19 protein-coding genes are annotated in these 20,921 nt (G+C 45.4%); 17 read left to right on the top strand and 2 right to left on the bottom strand.

The features are described 5' to 3' along the window. The first annotated feature begins 1 nt into the window (after position 1). From ACJJID_RS09265 to ACJJID_RS09210, 12 genes are read left to right on the top strand one after another with little or no spacing between them, the layout of a single operon-like run. Positions 2-1,021, top strand: a complete 1,020-nt coding sequence (locus tag ACJJID_RS09265; RefSeq protein ID WP_444922476.1) for a hypothetical protein — start codon at positions 2-4, stop codon at positions 1,019-1,021. Next, a complete protein-coding gene (locus ACJJID_RS09260) occupies positions 1,014-2,867 on the top strand; it encodes an acyl-CoA dehydrogenase (protein WP_444922475.1) in 1,854 nt (617 codons plus the stop codon). The genes ACJJID_RS09265 and ACJJID_RS09260 overlap by 8 nt, the downstream gene beginning before the upstream one ends. Next, complete coding sequence (locus ACJJID_RS09255; protein WP_444922474.1) at positions 2,867-4,834, top strand: NAD(P)/FAD-dependent oxidoreductase; 1,968 nt, start codon at positions 2,867-2,869, stop codon at positions 4,832-4,834. Before ACJJID_RS09260 ends, ACJJID_RS09255 begins: the two co-directional genes overlap by 1 nt. After that, complete coding sequence (locus tag ACJJID_RS09250; RefSeq protein WP_444922473.1) at positions 4,831-5,745, top strand: alpha/beta hydrolase; 915 nt, start codon at positions 4,831-4,833, stop codon at positions 5,743-5,745. Before ACJJID_RS09255 ends, ACJJID_RS09250 begins: the two co-directional genes overlap by 4 nt. After that, positions 5,742-6,878: a hypothetical protein gene (locus tag ACJJID_RS09245; protein WP_444922472.1), complete on the top strand. Its 1,137-nt coding sequence runs from the start codon at positions 5,742-5,744 to the stop codon at positions 6,876-6,878. The genes ACJJID_RS09250 and ACJJID_RS09245 overlap by 4 nt, the downstream gene beginning before the upstream one ends. Positions 6,879-6,880: 2 nt before the next feature. Next, positions 6,881-7,135, top strand: coding sequence for an acyl carrier protein (locus ACJJID_RS09240; protein WP_152453918.1), 255 nt, complete (start codon positions 6,881-6,883; stop codon positions 7,133-7,135). A gap of 21 nt (positions 7,136-7,156) precedes the next feature. Next, positions 7,157-7,891 carry a hypothetical protein gene (locus tag ACJJID_RS09235; protein ID WP_444922471.1) on the top strand — a complete coding sequence of 245 codons (735 nt, stop codon included), beginning with the start codon at positions 7,157-7,159 and terminating at the stop codon, positions 7,889-7,891. Further along, the gene (locus tag ACJJID_RS09230; protein WP_444922470.1) at positions 7,891-8,625 is read left to right on the top strand and encodes an ABC transporter ATP-binding protein; all 735 of its coding nucleotides are present in this window, start codon (positions 7,891-7,893) and stop codon (positions 8,623-8,625) included. The genes ACJJID_RS09235 and ACJJID_RS09230 overlap by 1 nt, the downstream gene beginning before the upstream one ends. Then, on the top strand, positions 8,622-9,326 hold the full coding sequence (locus tag ACJJID_RS09225; protein WP_444922469.1) for a hypothetical protein: 705 nt from the start codon (positions 8,622-8,624) through the stop codon (positions 9,324-9,326). Before ACJJID_RS09230 ends, ACJJID_RS09225 begins: the two co-directional genes overlap by 4 nt. A gap of 2 nt (positions 9,327-9,328) precedes the next feature. Beyond that, positions 9,329-10,558 carry an ABC transporter permease gene (locus ACJJID_RS09220; protein ID WP_444922468.1) on the top strand — a complete coding sequence of 410 codons (1,230 nt, stop codon included), beginning with the start codon at positions 9,329-9,331 and terminating at the stop codon, positions 10,556-10,558. A 37-nt stretch (positions 10,559-10,595) separates the two neighbouring features. Continuing rightward, positions 10,596-11,339, top strand: a complete 744-nt coding sequence (locus tag ACJJID_RS09215; protein WP_444922467.1) for an outer membrane lipoprotein-sorting protein — start codon at positions 10,596-10,598, stop codon at positions 11,337-11,339. A 14-nt stretch (positions 11,340-11,353) separates the two neighbouring features. After that, positions 11,354-12,709: a hypothetical protein gene (locus ACJJID_RS09210; RefSeq protein ID WP_444922466.1), complete on the top strand. Its 1,356-nt coding sequence runs from the start codon at positions 11,354-11,356 to the stop codon at positions 12,707-12,709. A 29-nt stretch (positions 12,710-12,738) separates the two neighbouring features. On the opposite strand, the gene ACJJID_RS09205 is transcribed toward ACJJID_RS09210, so the two are convergent. Further along, the gene (locus ACJJID_RS09205; RefSeq protein ID WP_444922465.1) at positions 12,739-15,042 is read right to left on the bottom strand and encodes a tetratricopeptide repeat protein; all 2,304 of its coding nucleotides are present in this window, start codon (positions 15,040-15,042) and stop codon (positions 12,739-12,741) included. Positions 15,043-15,230: 188 nt separating this feature from the next. On the opposite strand from ACJJID_RS09205, the gene ACJJID_RS09200 reads away from it, so the two are divergent. From ACJJID_RS09200 to ACJJID_RS09190, 3 genes are all read left to right on the top strand, one after another. Continuing rightward, positions 15,231-16,205, top strand: coding sequence for an HAD family hydrolase (locus ACJJID_RS09200; protein WP_444922464.1), 975 nt, complete (start codon positions 15,231-15,233; stop codon positions 16,203-16,205). A gap of 225 nt (positions 16,206-16,430) precedes the next feature. Next, complete coding sequence (locus tag ACJJID_RS09195; protein ID WP_444922463.1) at positions 16,431-18,104, top strand: arylsulfatase; 1,674 nt, start codon at positions 16,431-16,433, stop codon at positions 18,102-18,104. A 30-nt stretch (positions 18,105-18,134) separates the two neighbouring features. Beyond that, positions 18,135-18,458, top strand: a complete 324-nt coding sequence (locus ACJJID_RS09190; RefSeq protein ID WP_444922462.1) for a hypothetical protein — start codon at positions 18,135-18,137, stop codon at positions 18,456-18,458. Here the strand turns inward: ACJJID_RS09190 and ACJJID_RS09185 are convergent. Further along, the gene (locus ACJJID_RS09185) at positions 18,455-19,153 is read right to left on the bottom strand and encodes an alpha/beta fold hydrolase (protein ID WP_444922461.1); all 699 of its coding nucleotides are present in this window, start codon (positions 19,151-19,153) and stop codon (positions 18,455-18,457) included. The two genes, ACJJID_RS09190 and ACJJID_RS09185, sit on opposite strands and share 4 nt — an antisense overlap. Before the next feature lie 259 nt (positions 19,154-19,412). Between ACJJID_RS09185 and ACJJID_RS09180 the strand changes: the two genes are divergently transcribed. After that, positions 19,413-19,673: a hypothetical protein gene (locus ACJJID_RS09180; RefSeq protein WP_444922460.1), complete on the top strand. Its 261-nt coding sequence runs from the start codon at positions 19,413-19,415 to the stop codon at positions 19,671-19,673. Then, complete coding sequence (locus ACJJID_RS09175; RefSeq protein WP_444922459.1) at positions 19,670-20,545, top strand: serine hydrolase domain-containing protein; 876 nt, start codon at positions 19,670-19,672, stop codon at positions 20,543-20,545. Before ACJJID_RS09180 ends, ACJJID_RS09175 begins: the two co-directional genes overlap by 4 nt. The last annotated feature ends 376 nt before the right edge of the window (positions 20,546-20,921 follow it).

Raw genomic sequence — 20,921 nt, 5'->3', positions numbered from 1 at the left:
AATGTATATCAGAAGCCTATGGGTAGATCATCAGGGGGAAACAGAGCAACTATTGCACTCCCTGAATGAATACCTTTCAGGATTAACTCATCTTCCAGGGCTTGTATACATCGTTTCTGCAGGCGAAGCCAATGTGTTGTTAGAGCGTCCGGTTATAGAATTTCTGGCTCGGCTAGAAGAGGCTGGGCACAATATTCAATTTGTCGGTAGTGCCTGCACCAGCTTTCATGCGGCACTATTAAGCTATTCCAAGCGGCAAGAAGAAGATGCCCTGATCATTAATTTAGAACTGGGCAAAGAGCGACAACAGGAGTGCTTGGACGCCTTGGGTATAGGTGTAAAGGCCGGGCAAGATGGTCTGGATGTAATCACTGGTGTGGCGGCTTGCTGCTTGAGCAAGCATTATCATGCAGAGAGTGTATGCCAGATTTCCAGTTGTGATATTTTATCTCAAGCGCCAACGCTGAGTGGGGCTCATGAGTTGGTACAAAGTCTCAAGAAAATATTGACTACCGATTTCAGTCATTCCTGCCGCATAGTGTCTTTTGATATTCAATCCCGCTGGGCCAAAGGTTTACTAAAAGGTTTCTCCCGTGAGGAAAAATCTCAATGGCTGCCCAGTAGTGAGCTTGATGGGCAGCATTATCTCAGTATAAAACCCATTGTTGAGATCAATAAATATTGCCTGGAAAGTGAGGTGGAAAATCTCTGGGTTATCACTTTGGGTGGTGGCGGTCGTGCTGGCTGCCTCCGAGTGCATAAAACACCGCGAACCGATGGGCAGTTACTTTCCCGGTTGGTCCATACTGAGACTCTTTCACTGGAAGAGGCTTACGCAAACTTTACGGCGGCACAAAATATCGATGATGCGCACTGTCAGGACTATCTGCCTCATGTGCGCGGAGCCATGATTTATCCCCAGAAAAAATATCGGGGAAGGCACAATCAAATATTTCACTGGGTGCTGGGTTCCGGCAGCTGGCGGTCACTCTTGGAAAATCAAGGAGCCAAACATGGGTAGAAATATCTATAAGTCCGACTTGCGGGAATTTAAGTTTCTTATTGAAGACCAGTTCTATCAGACCAAGGCGCTTTTTGAGCATCCACTCTACAAAGATTGCTCTGTAGAGGTTCTGGAGGATGTCCTTCAGCGCGCTAAAAAATTTGCCACTGAGGTGTTGGGTCCGGGCTATCAGGAAGCCGATGAGCAAAGTTGCCACTTGGTTGATGGCAAGGTGCAGTTACCTTCCTCTTTTTCAGAGATGTGGAGCCGTTTCAAAGAGGAGTGGGGTGATTTATCCTCTGCCAGCGGTGCACAGCGTACCGATCTGCCGCCTTTTATTATGCAGATGCTCCTGGAAATGTTTATGGGGGCCAACCCCAGTTTTATGACTTATGGCGGTTTCTGCCTGCCTTCTTCCACCCTAGTGGAGAAATATGGTACTGAGCTTCAAAAGGCCCTTTTTAAAGATAAACTGGCCACATCCGAGTGGACTTCCTGTCTTTGTTTAACCGAACCACAGGCTGGCAGTGATGTCTCCCTGGTGGAAACCAAGGCCTCCCAACAAGAAGATGGCACTTATCTGCTAACCGGTGAAAAGTATCTGATTAGTGCCGGTATGCACGACCTTACAGGTAATACCCTGTATTTTGTGATGGGTAGGGGGGAGAAGAGTGGATCGGGCACCTATGGTTTGTCTTGCTTTATCGTACCCAAATTCTGGGTTGAAGAAGATGGAAGCCTTGGAGAGTTCAACCATGTCGAATGTATCTCTCTGGCTGACAAAATGGGCTTTAAAGGCTGTGCCAATACCCACTTGACTTTCGGCAAGAATGGTCAATGTCGTGCCTATTTGCTGGGTAATCGGGAAAATGTTGGCTTGTTGCAGTTCCTTACTTTGATGAACCAAGCACGGATTAGCACCGGAGTTTATGCTCTGGGTATGGCTTCATCGGCTTACTACAACGCACTTGCATATGCCAGTAAGCGTATACAGGGTAAACGTTTTCACGAGAGCTTTAGTGCTACGGCGAGCAGGGTCAATATTGTTGAGCATGTGGATGTTCAACGTATGCTGCTGGAGATGAAGTCAAAAGTTGAGGGTTGTAGGGCATTGATAGCCAAGCTAACTCTCTCTGAAAGCCTACTGAAGACGTTTGAAGGGGATGAAGCCAAGAAATCCGAAGTCGCCCATCACCAGGGCCTGGTAAACCTGCTGACTCCAGTGGTGAAAGCCTATATCAGTGATCAAGCCTGGCGGATTTGTGAGCTGGCTATCCAAACTTGTGGTGGACAAGGCTACCTAAAAGAATTGGGTATTGAGCAGTATGCTCGGGATATCAAGGTACTCGCGATTTGGGAGGGAACCAACTATATCCAGAGTCAGGACCTTATTCGCGATAAGCTGGGATTGGGCAACTCCAGCAAGCTGTTCCAAATTTATAAAAATGAATTTGAAGCATTTATGGATAGAGCAGCGGATTTCTCAAAATTCAAAGCGGAGTTCAGTCGCCTGCAAGAGTCCTTTACACATCTTGAGACTGTCTTGAAAGCAGTGCATGTCTGGGTCAGGACTAAAGAGATGTTCAAGATCCCGGCTTATAGCACTCGTATCCTGCACATGATGGGGGATATAACCCTTGCCTGGCTGTTATTAGAGGCCGCTTGCAGTGCCTCCAGCAGGTTGAGCAATGAGGAGGATGAAAAAGCCTTCCTTGAATCGAAGATTACTAGCGCTAAGTTCTTCATCAGAAATGAGTTGCCCAGAACCAAGATGGTGATGGAGATTATTCAGGATCACGACTCATTTTGTCAGGTGGATGCCCCGGTATGGGATTCTCTTCTCGCTGAGGTGGAATCTGTGTGATGAGTACTATCGGACAAATACAAAAAGAATATGACGTTGTCATTATCGGCGGCGGCTGGGCCGGGTTAACGCTGGCGAGACAAATAAGGCGGGGTAGCCAAGACACTTCAATCTTGGTCGTAGAGGCGAACGATGGCTTTCGGGCAAAAGTCGGTGAAGCAACCGTTGAAATGACCGGCCATTACTTTATGAACCAGTTGGGCTTGGTTAATTACCTCTATAGAAATCACCTTCCGAAAAATGGTTTGCGTTTTTTCTTTGATAAGCCGGATCACAGCTTGTCTCTGACAGAGATGAGTGAGCACGGAACTACCAGTATACCGCCTCACCCAGCCTTCCAGCTGGATCGGGCTCGCCTGGAGGCGGATCTGGTTGAGATGAACCGGGAAGATGGCATTGAAGTGCTGATGGGTGTGAAGGCCAAGGCCCTCAGTATAGAGTCCGCGGATGAGCGGCATTCTGTGCAGTTGTCTGCAGAAGAGTGCGACGCTGAGGTCACTGCCCGTTGGCTGGTGGATTGCAGCGGACGAAACCGTTTTACCAAAAAACACAAGAAATTAACCCGCCAGGAAAATGTGCCGGAGAACTTCTCTGCCTGGGGGCGCTTCAAGAACATCCAGGATATTGACTCCATGGGAGACGAAGCCTGGAGAAAGCGTGCTTTTGGCCGTTTCTTATCCACCAATCACTTTTCTGGTGATGGATATTGGGTGTGGATTATTCCCCTAAGTGGTGGCTACACCAGTGTCGGCATCGTTGGTGAGAAAGATAAGTTTGCAAAACCGCCGACTAAGCGTGAAAGCTTCCTGGATTTCCTGAAGAATTATCAGGCAATTTCAGAGTTGTTGGATGGCGCTGAGCTGGTGGATTTTGAAGCTTGGGGGCAGCTTGCCTATCGTGCGGAGGAGTTTATTTTCCCCGACCGTTGGGCAACTTCTGGCTTTGCCTCTATGTTTCTTGATCCACTGTTTAGTGGTGGAGGCGATATGATCGCACTATTTAACGATCATATCTGCAAATATATCCTGATGGATCTCGCAGAGTCTGATAGAGACAAGGCTCAACAAGTACTGGATCAGCAATTACCCATCGCAAATCAGACCGTAAAAGAGTTTTATCAAGGTCTCTATGCCCATGTGGCCAATGTTTATCCGGTTATTGATTCTGCTGAACTCTGTTCGCCCCTGCTGGCCTATAACACCTCAGCTTATTTCCTGGAAATTGTTTGGGATTATATGTCCGGCAATTACCTGGATCAGGAATATTGGCAGCGCAAGAGTTACCTGCGCAGGGGTTATCTGGCGCTGGAACTCATACTGCAGAAGCAGTTGATAGATACCGCAAAAGTACTCAAATCTGAAGGCCGTTATTACCGAAGAAATGATGAAGGCTTTTTTGAGTCTGGAGCGGATCACTACAAGTATTTTGTATACCTTATGGGTACTGCTGGTCGGGACGGATGGCGTATCGATTTAAGGGTCAAGCTTTGGGTAGAAATATTTCTCAAGGTGATTGAGGCAAAATTGGATTTACCCATGCTCGCTAACAAAATGGTAGTTCAGCAGAGTATTTTGCTGCCGGATTTGCTTGAAAAATCTAATTTGAATCTCGCCGACAAGGATTGGCTCCTGGAGAAAATTTCGGTCAAATTTTCAGAATTGCTTTCTGAGGAAGCTGAATGTCCCATTCAGGTTAAAGTATCTGAAGACTCTTTCCATACTAGCATGCTGGAAATTATAGATTTATCGGGAGAGTTAACAGTAGATGAGTTTGAGAAGCTCACTAAGAAGGCAAAATCACTCTGGGGGCAGACCCAAGAGTATATTGCTATGCCAAGTATGGTACCGGTTTTCCTGGCGTTTGCGCGTAGCCAACCCGATAGCATAATGGATTCTGTAATTGACCAGAGAAAAGCGCTGCAAATGGGTCAACAAGCTTCTGAAAGTCGTGTAGTGGAGGCGGTGTGATTCAAGAGTTTTTTAAAGCGCGGGATGGGAAAAATCTGGCTTTCCGCTGGTTGCCTGCAGAAGACACAGAGACTGCGCTCATTTGTATGCATGGTAGTACCTTTAGCAGTCAATGGTATTTAATGTTTGGGCGTATGTTGCACAAGCAGGGGATGACCATCTGTTTGCCAGACTGGCGTGGGCACGGCAAAAGTGAAGGTCGGCCCGGGGATCTGGATTACCCGGATCAATTACAAGACGATCTACACGATTTAATAACACACCTCAAGCAGAGGGGAGTTCGACGTTTTGTGCTCGGTGGACACAGTGCTGGCTCTCTTGCCTCTTTGCGATACCTTGGAATTTATGGCACCAAGGACATAGCGGGTTTTTTCGCTATAGCCCCGCCATTGACTCAAGCGGAAGAGACAAGAAAGTATGATATTGCCACTTCAGGGCTTGAGTATTTTATCCGTTATTTTCGTAAAAGGCGGCACTCAAGGCCTATGGCTGGTCCTGAACAGCAAAACTTGCCGACTATAAACCTTTGGAAATACTGGCTGGCGATGCTCTTTCCCGTTTTCAGGCGAATGCCCGTGCTGAGTTTCCCTCCAGTTGGGTCGGCTGCTGGGAATCAGGGTAGGGTACTTGAATGTAGTTACAACTTGCTCAGTGCTTACACCATCAAGAGATATACTGATCTGTTCGCGAGTATTGATATTCCCTGTCATATTACTGTGGGGGAGCATGATGAAGTGGTCGATGCGAATATCCTCTATACGGTGATGAACTGGTATATCTCGCCACAGGTAGACTCCTGCCTAACTGAGATTCCCAATGCTACTCATATGTCGGCTATCTCTGCCTCGGCCAAACCTCTTTCCGGCTGGCTGGACAGGGTGGTAGAGCGCCAACTGGAGGTGGCCCTGTGAAACAAATGGCTTATGATATTCCCGGTATAAAGCCGGTGTCTCTTGCAGTTGGTGCTGAGCTTTCTTTATTGGACTTTTACCCGGCTGAGTATAACAAGTTACACAACACTTCGAAGAATGATAACGAAGGAATTATCCAGAGAAGTGATCGTAATTGTTTTCATATTCGCCTGGGGAAATCATTTAATTTACCTCTGTATCAATTTCTCTTTAATGAGCAATGGTTTATTGGTGCAAAATTGCCCTCCTTTTTGGCAGTTGGAGCCGATAGAGTCGATCCTCACTATTTGATTGAGCTGGAATATTTCGGTTTTCCCTCTGATAGAAAGTGTCTGTTGGAAGATGTCAGGATGATTTTTCCTGGCGATGAGGTCTCTGTTACTGCAGAAGCATTAATTTGGCTGGACGATACACTGCCTGAACAACCTGGCTTGACATCTTCTTTGGTAAAACCTCTAAGTGAAGGTGAAACCCTATTCAATTTGCTACCCAAAGTCGCTACAAGCCTATTCTCCCCTTTCGATCATGTATTCTTTGCTCAGGTATTTGAGAAGGTTGAAACTTGTCAAGAGTCTGTATGCGAAATCCTTCGGGAAAGCCTACCCAAAAACTTTGGTTTTGATCGGCATAGGGCTGACATTTTTAATGCAGCTCATAAATCCAGAAAGGTAGAAGGAATCGATCTAAGAGGTTATATCCGAAAGATTGGAGATCAGCTTGAATCGAGCTGGGAGGCCTCGGATAAAGTACTGAATAGGAATGCCTATATGGCTGAGCGGTTTTATCATCCGTATATCCTATTTCAGTTGAGTATTTTAGCTGCTGAGGCAGGTAAAGAAATTAGGGTTGTCGATGCCAAAAACGGGAGAAAAGAAGAAACGGCAGATCCGGTTTTTACTATGGATGACAATCCCATAGTTAATGTTTATGAGTCTTTTCAGAGGGTATTTTTTTATGGAAACCGGTGGCTTGCCCGGATCTGGTTTTTTATACCCCCTATGATTAGCGCCAAGATTATTAAACGGCAACAGAAATATTCTGAGGGAGAGCAGCATATATGTATATATGCTGTGACTCTGGATTATTTGTTGCGATTCTATCCTTTGAAAGTTGGTAATGTTACTGGAGATTAGGTATGTCTACAGCAGTCGTAGAGAGCAAAGTACAGGAACTCTGTGAGCAGATCGCTCTTATGCTGAATGTTGATTCCGTTGATGCGGATACCCCTATTGCTGAGTTGGGTGTGGATTCTCTCAATATCGTAGAAGTGATATTGATTTGTGAGCAACTTTATCCTGGGGTAATGAGTCCAGAGAATCTGGTTTTTGATGAGCACACCACCCTAAGGGAAATGGATACACAGTTGCTCGAAAATTCAGCTGAGATGTAAGTCTATTTTAGGGAGTAGTCCATGTTTAAGAAAATGCTAACAATATTAATAAGCAGTCTTCTGATTGGTAACATTGTTGCCTGGTTTTCAGGGGCTGCTCCCATCGATTTTAAAAAGATTGAATATAGCAAAGCAGAAATCGAACAATTGGAGTTTTTGACTGCTGAGCTGAGTCAGGATCAATCCGATTCTGAATTAATGCTGCAGTTAGGACAGATGTACAGCTATCACAATGAGATAAATAGAGCGGATGAGTTGTTGGGTGCCGCTTACCAACAGGATCCCAATAATATGCTGATCAAAGCGACTTACTTCTCCAATGAGGGTAAGTTGGCCGGCGCTATGTTTGACCCGGCCATGGGGCTCTACAAACTTTTTCGCCTACGTCAGGCGATGAGTCAGGTGGATGAAGCGGCCTTACAAGCCAGTTCTGACTTTAATGTGCGCCTGGTTCGGTTGCTGACTTTTTCTTTTGTCGGTGAAGTTAGCGGCCACTTTGATCGTGTTTTTGAAGATGAAGACTGGTTTATCCCTTTGATTGAAAAAGATACCGATGCTTTTCCCACCGAGGTCAGGCAGCTCGTGTATCTTGCCTTGGCGAATGCCTATAGAGTGAAAGGTCAGGATAATCGTGAAGAACTCAATATCGCCTTGGACTATTTCCAGAAGGCAGAAAGTCTGGCTGAATGTCCGAATACCATGCAGGATGCCTGTAAGCAGTTGAGTCAAATGGTTGTTACTTTAGGCGAAGCTTGATGCTGGTTGAACTAGTCAACGTATCTAAACGTTATGCAATGGGTGATATCTGGGTAGATGCTCTTAAAGATATCACCCTCTCCCTGGAGAAAGGCGAGTTTCTTGCTGTGAAGGGGCCGAGTGGTAGTGGCAAGAGTACACTACTTAATATTTTATCGGCTCTCGATCAGTGTGATTCCGGCACGGTTCAGGTTGGAGGCGTCAATATCGGTAATTTGGGTGAGCACAAACGCTCAAAATTCCGTAACCGGCACATCGGCATTGTGTTTCAGTCTTTCAACCTGATACCGGTTTTAACAGCCTTGGAAAATGTAATGTATCCATTGACTCTCAGGGGTGTGAAAGATGCAAAGCCAAGGGCTCTACAGGCACTGAAAGATGTTGGACTTGAAAAACAGACCGGCCAGAGGCCAACACAACTGTCCGGTGGTCAGATGCAGCGGGTGGCTATAGCCAGGGCGATTGTTACAAGACCTGATATCGTATTGGCCGATGAGCCCACCGCAAATCTTGATTCGAAAACCTCTGAAACGATTATGGCGTTGATACAGAAGTTAAATAAAGAGCAGGGAATTACTTTCGTTATTTCCACTCACGATGATTATGTCACCAGCTTGGCGTCTCGAATTATTACTATTTTAGATGGTGAGTTGGTAAGCGATAGCTTCAATGATCAGTTACTGGCTAATCGGTATGAAAAGGCCAATAGTGCAAGATTGGAGACTGAGGTATGAAATTTCTTGCCCCACAGGCCGCTCTGAGAATATTTACTGCGATTCTTATACTGCTTGGCAGCCTTTCGAAGGCACTTGCTAATGAGTTTACGCCTCCTTCCGAGATCCCATCTTCCAATATCGAAAGGGCTCGTTTGGTTGAGGCGTTAAATGAAGACTCCACGCTCGAGCAAATGAAAGTTGCCTATTTGGCTGAACTAGCATTATTGACCTCCTCCAGCGATACGCGGGTTGAGCAAGTTGAATCCCTGGAAGAAAAAATGGCCCAATTAAAGCGCTCTTTAGATAATGATCCAGAATTGAGTGCCGCCCTGGGTTCGACGATTTCCTTTCGATCCAGTTTCTATATCGATCAACTGGCAAAGCTGTCCTTATTTTCAAGACGGGGAAATCGCATGATGGATAGAGCTGTAAAACAAGCGCCCTTTAACTTAGGTGCGAGACTGCAGCGGGGCATCAGTTGCGCGAATATGCCGGCCTTCCTAAAGCGCGCACGTTATGCGGTGGAAGATCTGGAGCTGGTACAACAGCAAATTGGTGGTAAATACGGTGAAGAGTTTCAAGCATTCGTCGAGTTCTATCTTGCCCAGGCTTATGAGCGTAATGATCAGACAGATGAAGCCAAAGAACTCTGGGGAAAACTGACAGGTTCTGAAACGGATTGGGCGCAGAAATCCCGCCAAGCCCTGGAGAAACTGTAGCTATGATCTTGGGTTGGAAGGTAGCGCTGTTAAATATTCTAAGAAATGGTCGACGCAGCTTGATTACCCTGGCTGCGGTTATTTTCGGCTGTACCAGCCTGATTGTGTTCGGCGGTTTCGTGCAATCGATGTATGACGGCATGCGAGAAAGTATGATCCGCTCGCAATTGGGTCATATTCAGATCTATGCAGAGGGCTACAACCAGTATGGCAAAGCTGAACCAGAGAAGTACCTGATTCCCTCCGGCAAGCTGGAGCAGATTACCCAGGTGATCGAAGAGCAGACCCAGGCATTGGTTGTTGCCCCGCGGCTGAATTTCAATGGCCTCCTTAGTGATGGAAAGCAATCTATTGCGATAACGGGCATTGGTGTCGATGCAGAAAAAGAAGTACTGCTTTCCTCCGCAATCCATATCGTTGAAGGTGAAGACCTGTTTCCTGAGGATGTAGCTGCTGCACACCTGGGTGAGGGGTTGTTCAACTCCCTGGACGCTCAGGTAGGGGATTATCTAACCCTGCTTGCGAGCACTCAGGACGGCGCGATAAATGCCGTAGATATTCAGATAGCTGGAGTTGTGACCACCGGAGTGAAGGAGCTGGATGATCGCTTACTTAGGATTAATTTGCCTCTTGCCCAGGAATTGCTTTACACCTCGGATTTAACCCGATTGGTGGTCTTGCTTGAAGAAACAGAAATGACTGATGCGGCTGTGGTTACCTTGCGCAAGGTGTTTCGGGAGCAGGATCTGGGACTGGAATTGAGAAGCTGGTGGGATCTGGCTTCTTATTATCACCAAGTTGTAGGTCTATTTAATGGTGTGTTCGGTTTTATCACCGTTATTGTCCTGGTGATTGTAGCATTAAGTATTTCCAATACCATGCTGATGGCAGTGATGGAGCGTACCCGAGAGATTGGGACAATTCGGGCCATGGGCGGCACGCCGACTCAGGTGGTTGGATTGATTCTTTTGGAGTCGGTATTTTTAGGTATTATTGGCAGCCTCTTAGGTCTGCTTTTCGGGATTCTAGCGGCAAAAGGTATCACCTATGCCGAGTGGATGATGCCTCGTCCACCGGGTAGTACTCAGGATTACCCCATAAGGGTATTTGTGGTTACTGAGATTCTGATAAAGACCTTTTTTCTGGGGTTTTTAATCTCTCTGATTTCCAGTGTTTATCCAGCGGTAAAGGCTTCCAGAATACCGGTGGTTAATGCGCTGCGATTTACTTGATAGCGATGCAAATAGTTTATAGGCATTGGGTGTAGTGATGAAAAAAGGCCGCTTTAGTTTTATTGTTGGGCTGTTGTTGACTCTCAGCGTATCTGCAAGAGCCGAAGTAACAGCGGAATCACTGGTCAATCGATTGGATGAAGTGAGGGGCTACAAGGATCAGGGCTTTGTCTTTGATATCACTAATATCAGTTATAAAAAAGATAAAGAACCTCGAACCAATACTCTCAGCGTTAAAGTATTCAATGATAAGTCTTTGATCCGCTTTGAGTCTCCCGCCCGTGAGAAGGGCCGGGCTATGCTGAAAGAAGATGCCAATATGTGGCTTTATATTCCCGGCACCCGCCGAGTTATCCGCATAGCACCCTCCCAGCGTCTGATTGGAGAAACCAGCAATGGGGACGTTGTAGGTACTAATTTTTCCAGGGATTACCGTGCAGAAATTATCGGAGAGGAGACACTTGAGGGGCAGGACTACTGGTTGTTGGAGTTAATCTCCACCGCTTCCGGTGTAGCCTATGCCAAAGTAAAAGTGTGGATGGAAAAATCGGAAGGTAACCAGCCCTTCAAGAGCGAATTCTACTCCAGGTCAGACCGCCTTCTAAAAACCGCTTTCTACAAAGAATTCAAAAACTATGATGGAGCGCTTAAGTTACATAAGCTTCTTCTGGTTGATGGCCTAATGCAGGATAACTATACCTGGATGAAATTTGATGATTACCGTCTTGAAGAGCTAGACCAGGCTATCTTCCAAAAGGCATCCCTGGGTAAATTGAATTAATAGAAAGAGACATCATGGCGACTCTTAGTCTGGCTCGGCATAAATTGGTTATTTTTTTAGGTCTCGCCTCAGTGGCTCCCCTGGCTATCGCACAGGAGTATGAAGATCCATTCTCTAATGATTCTTCTGAGGCTTCTCAGTCGGAAGAGATTGTCAGCAACAGCTTAGAAAATACCATTTCCTGGGATTTTGATGCCTCAGCTATTGCCTACCAACAGCAGAACAGTGTGCGGAAAGACCAATATTTCAACCCTGGAAGCCTGGTATTTAGCGAAAGGGAATCCATGTTGGCATTGGACTTAAGTAGCGGGTTTTCGACAGGGTCCTATCTTTCAGCTTATACCCGCCTAGCTCTTGTGCAGGATTACCAGGTGGATGAGACTGGTGACTCTGCAGATGAGTTTAATGCGTATCTATTGGAGGGGTATTTATCCTCGTATACTCCTAGTCGACGTTTCGGCATCAATATTGGCCGTATAAAACCCCAATGGAGCAATGGTTACAATTGGTCGCCTGCCAACTTACTCAAGCCTGTTTATGACCGCCCAAATCTGGATACGGACGACCTGACCCAACAACAGGGCTGGGATATGGCGCACCTGGATTTTCGTTACGGTGATTGGAATGCGGGTATTTATTTTGCCGAAGTAGAGGATAACCTGGATCGAAACCTGGACCGTCCTTTTGCTGAAAATGATTACCAGTATGCATTGGTCCTCAATCGGGAGGGAGATTTAGATACCAGCTTAGTATTGCACCAACTGGAGGGGGGAGATCTCAATGCAGCCCTGGGTTTTAGCGCGCTGGCACGAGATAATATTACCCTGCGATTTGAGGGGGCTTGGGAGCAACAGCGAGAACTGCCGTTGGCCAGTGATATCTCCTATGTAGAGTTACAGAATCGTGGTTACCTGAAAGCCGTTTTAGGTGCCCAGGTGAGCCTAGATGGTGGTTGGGATATTACGGCGGAATATCTTTACAATGAACACGGCTATGAGGCCGAAGAGTGGGATCAGGTAATAGATCAAGTAGATCTGGCTAAACAGGGATTACAATCCTCTGAGGCATTTGCTGCTTTTAATTTTCTAATTGACAGTTACGGCTTATTAAAGGTGGGGCAGCTGCGACAGGAATACTTGTTCTTTATGTGGGGCAATACCCGGGTTGAACGTAAGTTCCAGTACCGACAGAGCATTCAATATAATATCGATGATCAGAGTCAGTACCACAACTTGGAGTTTATCCAAAACTGGACCGAGCACTTTAGCACTAGGCTTCAGGCTCAAGTATTCAGTGGCTGTGATAGCTGTGAATTTGGTTTAATCCCTAGTGAGCATCTACTTCGTTTGAGTTTCTACTACGATTTCTAGCTGGGGAATTGGATTGTTCTAAGGCGCGGTTAGTTATTTCCCGCAAGGAAAGCCTCATATTTTTTCGCTTTCTCCAGATCACCGGATTCTCGATTAATTGAGATTAAAGCCTGAAGTATGTCTACTGAAGTAGGAAACTGCTCGAATCCCTTTTCAAGTATTGCCAAAGCTTGAGTCGGGTTGTCTGCGGAATGTAGTGCAATCGCATAGACATAGATATAGCGGCTATCGGTTTCTTTAGCTTCAGCAGCTTTTTTGAGATAGCTAATGGCCTCTGAGTGAAGACCTTGTCGTATTAAAGATAGTCCCAGGGAGTGATGTATTGCTGCATTTCCCTGAGCCCTGCCCAAAGCCTTACGCAATGTGTTTTCACTCTCTTTTTCTCTTCCCTCTGCCCGATAGAGGTCTGCAAGATTGATATAGGCCGGTGTGTAGTCGGGTGCTTTTTTTATTGCTCGATGATAGAAGGCCTCTGCCTGGTGAATGTTGCCTCTCTGTCGGTGTAGTCCTGCCAGGTTGGCCAGAGATTCGGGGCGGTCACTGTTAAAATGCTCCGAGGCAACATATTCCCGAAGTGCCAGATAGAATTGCTGACGAACAGGCTCGGAATAATTTTCCATGGAGAATGCGGCCAGGGCATTGGCGGCCAGTGAGCGGGTAACACGTTCTGGCTCGTAGAGTAGAGGTATCCCAAGGGGAGGGCGCAATGGTTCAGGTATTCTATCCAGTGACTGGGCCAAGGCCAAACTGAGAAGAGGCTGATCTTCCTGGGCTATAGACTGCAATAGTTGGACAGAATGGCGAGAGAGATATTGGGGGAGCAGAGTTATCGCCGTAGCCCTGGCGATTGTTGGCTGTTGAGAATCGATGATCAGTTCGCTCAACTTCCTTTCAGCATCAACCTGTCCTGAAAAACCTGCATATAAGGCCTCGCCAAAGTGAGTTCTTTCTGGGGGGCCAAACCGGTCACGCAGTACCTCTGCGGCCCATTGATTGCTTTTACCCTTGTGGCAATTGGTACAGGCATTGGGTGTCTTTATCTGGTCGGAGAGGTCAGGCCGTGGGATTCGAAAACTGTGGTCGCGACGGCTGTCTATCAGCATATAATTCTTTGCTGGCATATGACAGCTGACACATCTGGCACCGGGGCTGTTTATTGGGTGTAGATGGTGCTCTGTTTGAGCAAATTTTTCTGGAAGGTGGCACTGAGCGCAAATCCCATCACCATTACTCCGCAACTGTAAACTATGTGGCTCATGGCAGTTGCTACAGGTGACACCAGCAGCATACATTTTACTTTGTAAAAATGAGCCATAAACGTAGACTTCTTCGTTAATCTGACCATCAACATGATAGAGAGGCGGCTGTAATAGAGCAGGATTGTAGTGGTCCAAGAATTGGCTCCCTGGGCTTGCGCCAGGTAAAAAAGTCGCACGCCTGGAATGACACTGTGCACAGATTTGTATTTCAGCGGAAGTCTTTGCTGCTTTGTTAGAGGCGATTCCACTGTCAAGATTCATTTTCCAATTGTTTGTATTAACCTTCTGTAACTCAATGGGAAAACCAAAATTTTCGAGGTTTGGCTGTTGACTATAAGCCCACTCAAGATGCTTTGAGGCTGGTCCATGACAGGACTCGCAAGCAACATTCATTTCGGACCAACTGGTTTGAAATGTATCTGTATTGAGATCGTAATTTTTTTGTAGATTGGTGGAGTGGCAATCAGCACACATAAAGTTCCAGTTTTGGTTAATGCCACTCCAATGTAGGGAGTCTGAATGGTCGATAATCTCATCGGGATATAAATGAAACCAGCGTTGCCCACCATCTGCTTTAGGGCGGCTGTCCCAAGCGATACTTAGAGCCTGCAGCCTCCCTCCCGGAAATTGAATCAGGTATTGCTGTAGTGGGGCCACGCCAAAGGTAAAAGCAATCGGAAACTCTTCCAGATTACCCTCCATACCTTCGGTCTCAACATAATAGGTTCCCTCCCTTTTATAAAAGGTTGTAGTTATACCCCTGTAGGTGAAAGTGGAATTGTTGAAGTTACCAAGCACGCTCTTCTCACTCGCTGACCGCATAGCATGTGCGTGGTGAGAACCCTCCCACGCGGTGCTTTCTTTCTGATGACAGCCGCTACAAGAAGTAGATCCGCTATACGTCGGCACTTCAATACTCAGATGATTTTGCTGCAGGCTTACCGCTGAAGAAACTTTGCTGTCATCAGGCTCATCTGCTACCGGCGTGGCATCCTTGTCTCTAGAACAACCTGTTAAAAGCAGCAGGCTGACGAGAACTATCAGGCTGGAATTCCTGCCAGCTATATTTATCATGACTTTTAAGTTGCCTTGGATTTCTTAAAGTTTTGGTCTGGGCCTACTGAGTCCAAATTAGTTCATTCTGCGACAAAAGTTACAATTTTCATTATTGAGAAACACATATGCCAATGGTTAGTTTTATACGGTATTTAATCCCCTTACTTCTAGTTTCTCTGATAAATATCTGCCTTACTGCTAAGGGTATGAGTGCAGAGCTCCCGTCATGGAATAACACTGCGACAAAATCTGCCATTGTGGGGTTTGTAAATAAAGTTACACAGGGTGGCAGTCCAGACTTTGTCCCTCCTGAACAACGTATCGCGGTATTCGATAACGATGGGACTCTATGGGCGGAAAAACCTGCCTACTTTCAATTACTCTTCGCTATAGATGAGATAAAACGACTAGCTCCAGAGCACCCGGAATGGCAGAAGGAACAGCCTTATGCCGCAATTCTTAACGAAGATATTTCCAGTCTATTAGCTCAGGGGAAGGTTGGAATAGAGAAAATGGTGGGTGTCACTCATGTCGGAGTAGAAGGTTCAGAGTTTAATAAAATTGTCACTTCCTGGCTTTCTACTGCGAAGAACCCACTCACTGATAAGCAGTATCGCGATATGGTTTATCAGCCAATGCGAGAGCTTTTGGATTACCTACGGGGTAAGGGGTTTAAAACTTTTATTTCCTCTGGTGGTAGTGCCGATTTTATCAGAGTGTTTTCTTATGATTTATATGGTATTCCACCAGAGCAGGTGATAGGTAGTCGTTTAAAGTTACGTTATGAGAATACTGATGGTCATCCTCGCGTTCTTACAACGGATAAAGTTGAATTTTTGAACGATAGAAAAGGTAAACCCATTGGTATCAAACAGGTTATTGGTCATCGCCCAATTTTTGTGGCTGGTAACTCAGATGGAGACCTGCAGATGCTGGAATGGTCTACCACCGGCAAAGGGGCACGTTTTGGTATGCTGATACATCATACTGATGGTAGGAGAGAGTGGGCTTATGATCGTAACTCCAGTGTCGGATACCTGGATAAAGCTCTCTTAGCTGCCAAAACTCATGGCTGGACCGTGGTCGATATGGCGAAGGACTGGAGTATCATTTTTCCGAAGGTTAAGTCTACTAGCTCGGGAAAGGAGACACAAAAAGAGCCCGCGCTCAATGATGGCTGATTCTTCCTGACCGATTTCTCGTTCTTTTTTACTTGTGAGTTTGGTAGTGAGCAATTATCGACGACTTTGATAAGTATGCTCTAGTCTTGTTGTATTCCTCTCGAGAGGAATCTTAGCTTGATATTTTGGCGTTAATTCCAGTGAATAATATTCTGAATGTCAGGAAAATTTTATTTATCGTTATCTGCGTTTTAATCGATCGTTAAGTGATTTATGAGACCCATCATGCACTCATTTATGCAGATTCTCAGCCGCTTAGTCATTTGTGCCGTTGCGTTATGCTTTCTTCATTGGCAGGTTATTGCACAGCCACAGCCACAGCCACAGCCACAGCCACAGCCACAGCCACAGCCAGATCAATATCAGGAGCAAGAACAGGGGCAACTCCAAGTCCAGACACAGCAGCCGGTTCAGACCTCCACCTCTACAAAGCCCAATATCCTGGTGATTTGGGGGGATGATATCGGTATATGGAATATCAGTTTTAACAACCGAGGCATGATGGGCTATGCCACGCCAAACATTGATCGGTTGGCCGTTGAGGGACTGTCATTCACTGACTATTACGGTCAGCAATCTTGTACGGCGGGGCGTGCTGCTTTCCTTGCAGGTAATGTCCCAGTGCGGACGGGAATGACCAAAGTTGGGCTTCCTGGGGCAAAGGAAGGCTGGCAGAAGAAGGATGCGACAATCGCTACGGTGATGAAAAGTCTGGGTTATGTTACCGGACAGTTTGGTAAGAATCATCAGGGCGACAGGGATGAGCATCTACCTACCAATCATGGCTTTGATGAGTTCTTTGGCAATCTCTACCACCTGAATGCAGAAGAGGAACCAGAGAATCGTGATTATCCCAAAGACCCTGAATTTCGGGAAAAATTTGGCCCACGTGGCGTGATCAAATCTTATGCCGGTGGCCCTATCGAGGATACCGGCCCACTAACCAAAAAGCGTATGGAGACTATTGATGATGAAACGCTTGCTGCTGCTATTGATTTTATAGAGCGTGCTCATCAAGCGGGAAAACCTTTTTTTGTTTGGTGGAATGCCACTCGCATGCACTTTCGTACTCATGTGCGCGAAGAGCACAAAAATCTGGCGGGCCCCAATAGCAATGAGTATATGGATGGCATGGTGGAGCATGATATTTTAGTGGGTAAGTTACTTAGCTTGCTGGACCGCCTGAAAATTTCGGATAATACCATTGTGTTTTATTCCACAGACAATGGTCCACACTTCAATACTTGGCCTGATGCCGCTACAACCCCTTTTCGCAGTGAGAAGAACTCTAATTGGGAGGGGGCCTATCGAGTGCCCGCGTTTGTGCGCTGGCCCGGTAAATTTCCCGCGGGAACCACATTAACTGGTATTGTTTCACACGAGGACTGGCTGCCAACACTGGCTGCTGCCGCTGGAAATCCCAATATCAAAAATCAGCTTAAGCAGGGTGTGGAACTGAACGGTCGCCAATACCGCAATTATGTGGATGGCTACAACATGATGGATTACTTTTCTGGCAAGGCCAAGCTATCGCCGAGGAAGGAATTTATTTATGTCAATGATGATGGTCAGATAGTAGCTATGCGCTATGAGCCCTGGAAAGCTATTTTCCTGGAAAATCGTGGCAAGGGCTTTGAAGTTTGGCGTGAACCTTTCACGGAATTACGAGTTCCCCTTCTATTCAACTTGCGCCAAGACCCCTTCGAGAAAGCTCAGCATAATTCCAATACCTATAATGACTGGTTCATTGATCGTGCATTTGTACTGGTTCCTATGCAGCAGCTTGCCACAAAATTTCTAAAAACCATGAAAGAGTATCCACCTAGCCAAGTGCCAGGTTCTTTCAATCTGGAAAAAGTACAGAAGCAGCTTGAAGCTGGGGCATCGGGCAGTAACTGATTTATTGGTATCTCAAATAGGGAGGGAGCTATGAAAAGGCTACATATTGCGCTATCAACAGATAAGGTCGAAGAAACGGTTCAGGATTATAGCGCTCGCCTGAACTGCAAGCCCTGCGCCCATGTCTCTGGCGAATATGCTCTGTGGAGAACTGATAGCTTAAATCTGTCTATTCGTAACGACTCAAAATGCAAGCCCGGAACTCTCAGGCATTTGGGCTGGGAAGACCCAAACGCAACAGCTTTTACCCAGGATAAAGATGTTAATGGCATTGTCTGGGAGCGTTTTAATGCAAAGCAACAAGCAGAGGAAATTAATAATGCTTGGAGTAATGCGAGTTATCAAGTCGATTAGGAAAGATTGGTTTTCCCCGATAACTGGCTAGCGGTTAGCGCAATGATTTTTGCGCATTCAATTGGCTTCGCTTGTGCAATAAAATGCCCACCCGGCAGTTGGAAAACTTCAAGCCTCTCGAATGTAGAAGTTAATTGTTTTAATGCTTTCTTGCCTACAAGACGATCCTTGTCCGGACTAATGTAGATTACGGGCAGGTTGAGCTTATCTGTGGGGTCATTTATTTCTGCAATATTTTTAAATCGATATTTAAACTTTTCTCTATCTGTGGTTTTTATTGAATGGAGAATTCTTTGAATTTTCTCTTTGGTGGCATGGCCGTTGAAGCCATAATGATTGATTATCCAATAATTGATGCGGTTGGGCTTGATTAATTTTATAGGAAATAACTTTGCGAATCTGGATATAAATGATGGTGAAGAGATGAAGCTGGCAATAAAAATGAAACCTTCAACTCGATTTTTAGCCAGTTTGTATAGTTCATAAGCAAGTCTACCTGAATAAGACTCCGCTACTAAAAGTAGATTTTCATCTTTCATCAACCTGTTCAATGACTCTGCCTGTTCATAATAAGTCTCACCGGATAGCTCTGAGAGTGAAACTACTTGGATGTTTAATGACTTTGGAAGTGCTTTGGTTAGGTCTTCAAATAATATTCCAGTGCCATCTAAGCCTGGTAAGAGTAAAATTTTCAAATTTGTCCCCTATTGCTAATGTCTACACTTGATATTAGTTTCTGTATTTTACCTTATTTATTTGCATAATTTGACCCTATATATCTACGCTTTGAGTATTTATAGGTTGCGTAGTTCTTGACTTATTTTTCTGGTTCTATCGTACCTTATTGTGATTTGTTAGCTGTTGAATTAGCTTAATGGCTTATTAAGCAGGTATAGTGTTGCAGCACCCTTTTAGGTGGATGATATATAAATTTTATAAATGGAATTTTCTGGTATGTATAAAACTATACTATTAATAGGTTTTTGGGCTCTATGGTTGCCTTTGAAGTCATTAAGTGCAACTACAGTTCCCCAGGAGGCGGAGGTTTTGTTTAAGCAGGCAGTTTCTTCAGATAGGGTTCCTGGCATCAGTGTGGCTGTTGGAGATATTGATGGTATTCAGTGGGCTAGAGGATTTGGTTACTCAGATCTTGAGTCTAAAGTCCCTATGAGCAAAAAACAAAACTCCGTATTGGGAGCATCTCCAAGGTCATGACTGCTGCAGCACTAATGCGCTTGGTGGAGCAGGGAGTTATTAATCTAGATACAGATGTTAGGTTGTTGGTGCCAGAATGGCCTGACACCCATCCATCGATAAGTTTGCGTCAGTTAACCAATCATACCTCTGGAATTCGCGACTATATTATTCCGCATGAATTTCTCTCGAATGAGCAATACAACAACACGTTAGAAGCGTTGAATATTTTTAAAAATGATCCTTTGCTTTTTATTCCTGGATCGGATCAGAGCTATTCTACTTACGGTTGGACTCTTCTAAGTGCGGCAATGGAGTCAGCAAAAGGAAAAACCTTTAAGGAGATAGTTAGTACTGAAGTTTTTGAGCCTCTAGGGCTGAAGAGAACTACCTTTGATGATGCGGCGCCAATTATCTCAAGAAGGCAGGGCGCCTATTCTTTTTTTACAGGTGAGCTTATAAATTCTCCAGAGGTGAATAGTAGCTATAAGTATGCTGGAGGTGGAATATTATCTACACCAAAAGATGTAGTGAAATTTGCGCTTTCTCATCTGAAGCCTGGTTATCTGCAGGATGAATCCATCCAAGCGTTATTTACTCAGTCTAAGCTTTCAGATGGAACGGAAACAAATATCGGTATTGGCTGGTTTCTTGGTTCACAGGATTTTTTGGCTGGATATGACTCGGAAGAATTTGAGGATATAAGACTCATCCTCAGGAAACACCCCAATTTGTTATATCATACAGGTCTTAGCATAGGTAGTACTAGCGTTCTTATGCTGTGCCCGGATCACCAACGTGCAGTGACTGTTATTAAGAACGTCGATTTGGAGTCTAGTGCAGATTTAATTGTTCTTTCTTTAAAAACATTGGAAATTTTCCATCGAGACTAGTCGATGAAATAATCTGTTGTGGTTCAGGCTTGATCTGGTAGCTGTAGTTTTCTATCCGATCAGGCTTGGATCATGAAATCAGCCCCCCCCGCATATATCGGGTTGTTGTTGATTTCATAATCCAGGATGTTGTTGTCCAGGTTGGCTAGGGAAGTGGTTGAGGGAAAGCTAGGATGAAAATAATAATTGAGTAGTGCCACAGTTTTTATATGATGCTGAGTTCTCATCGTTTTGTAAGGCTTGCCTAATAATAATTTACAGGATGTTTGGCGGTCTTTCCTTTGGATTAGGTTGATTAGATTTATGTCTGGAGCGATTATAGCCAAGGTGCTCGAAGTGTAGTGTGTAATCGTACTTTAAAACTGATATTTGACGT

The organism is Microbulbifer sp. CnH-101-G (genome assembly GCF_052466775.1).
This window is presented reverse-complemented; position numbering and strand designations above follow the sequence as displayed.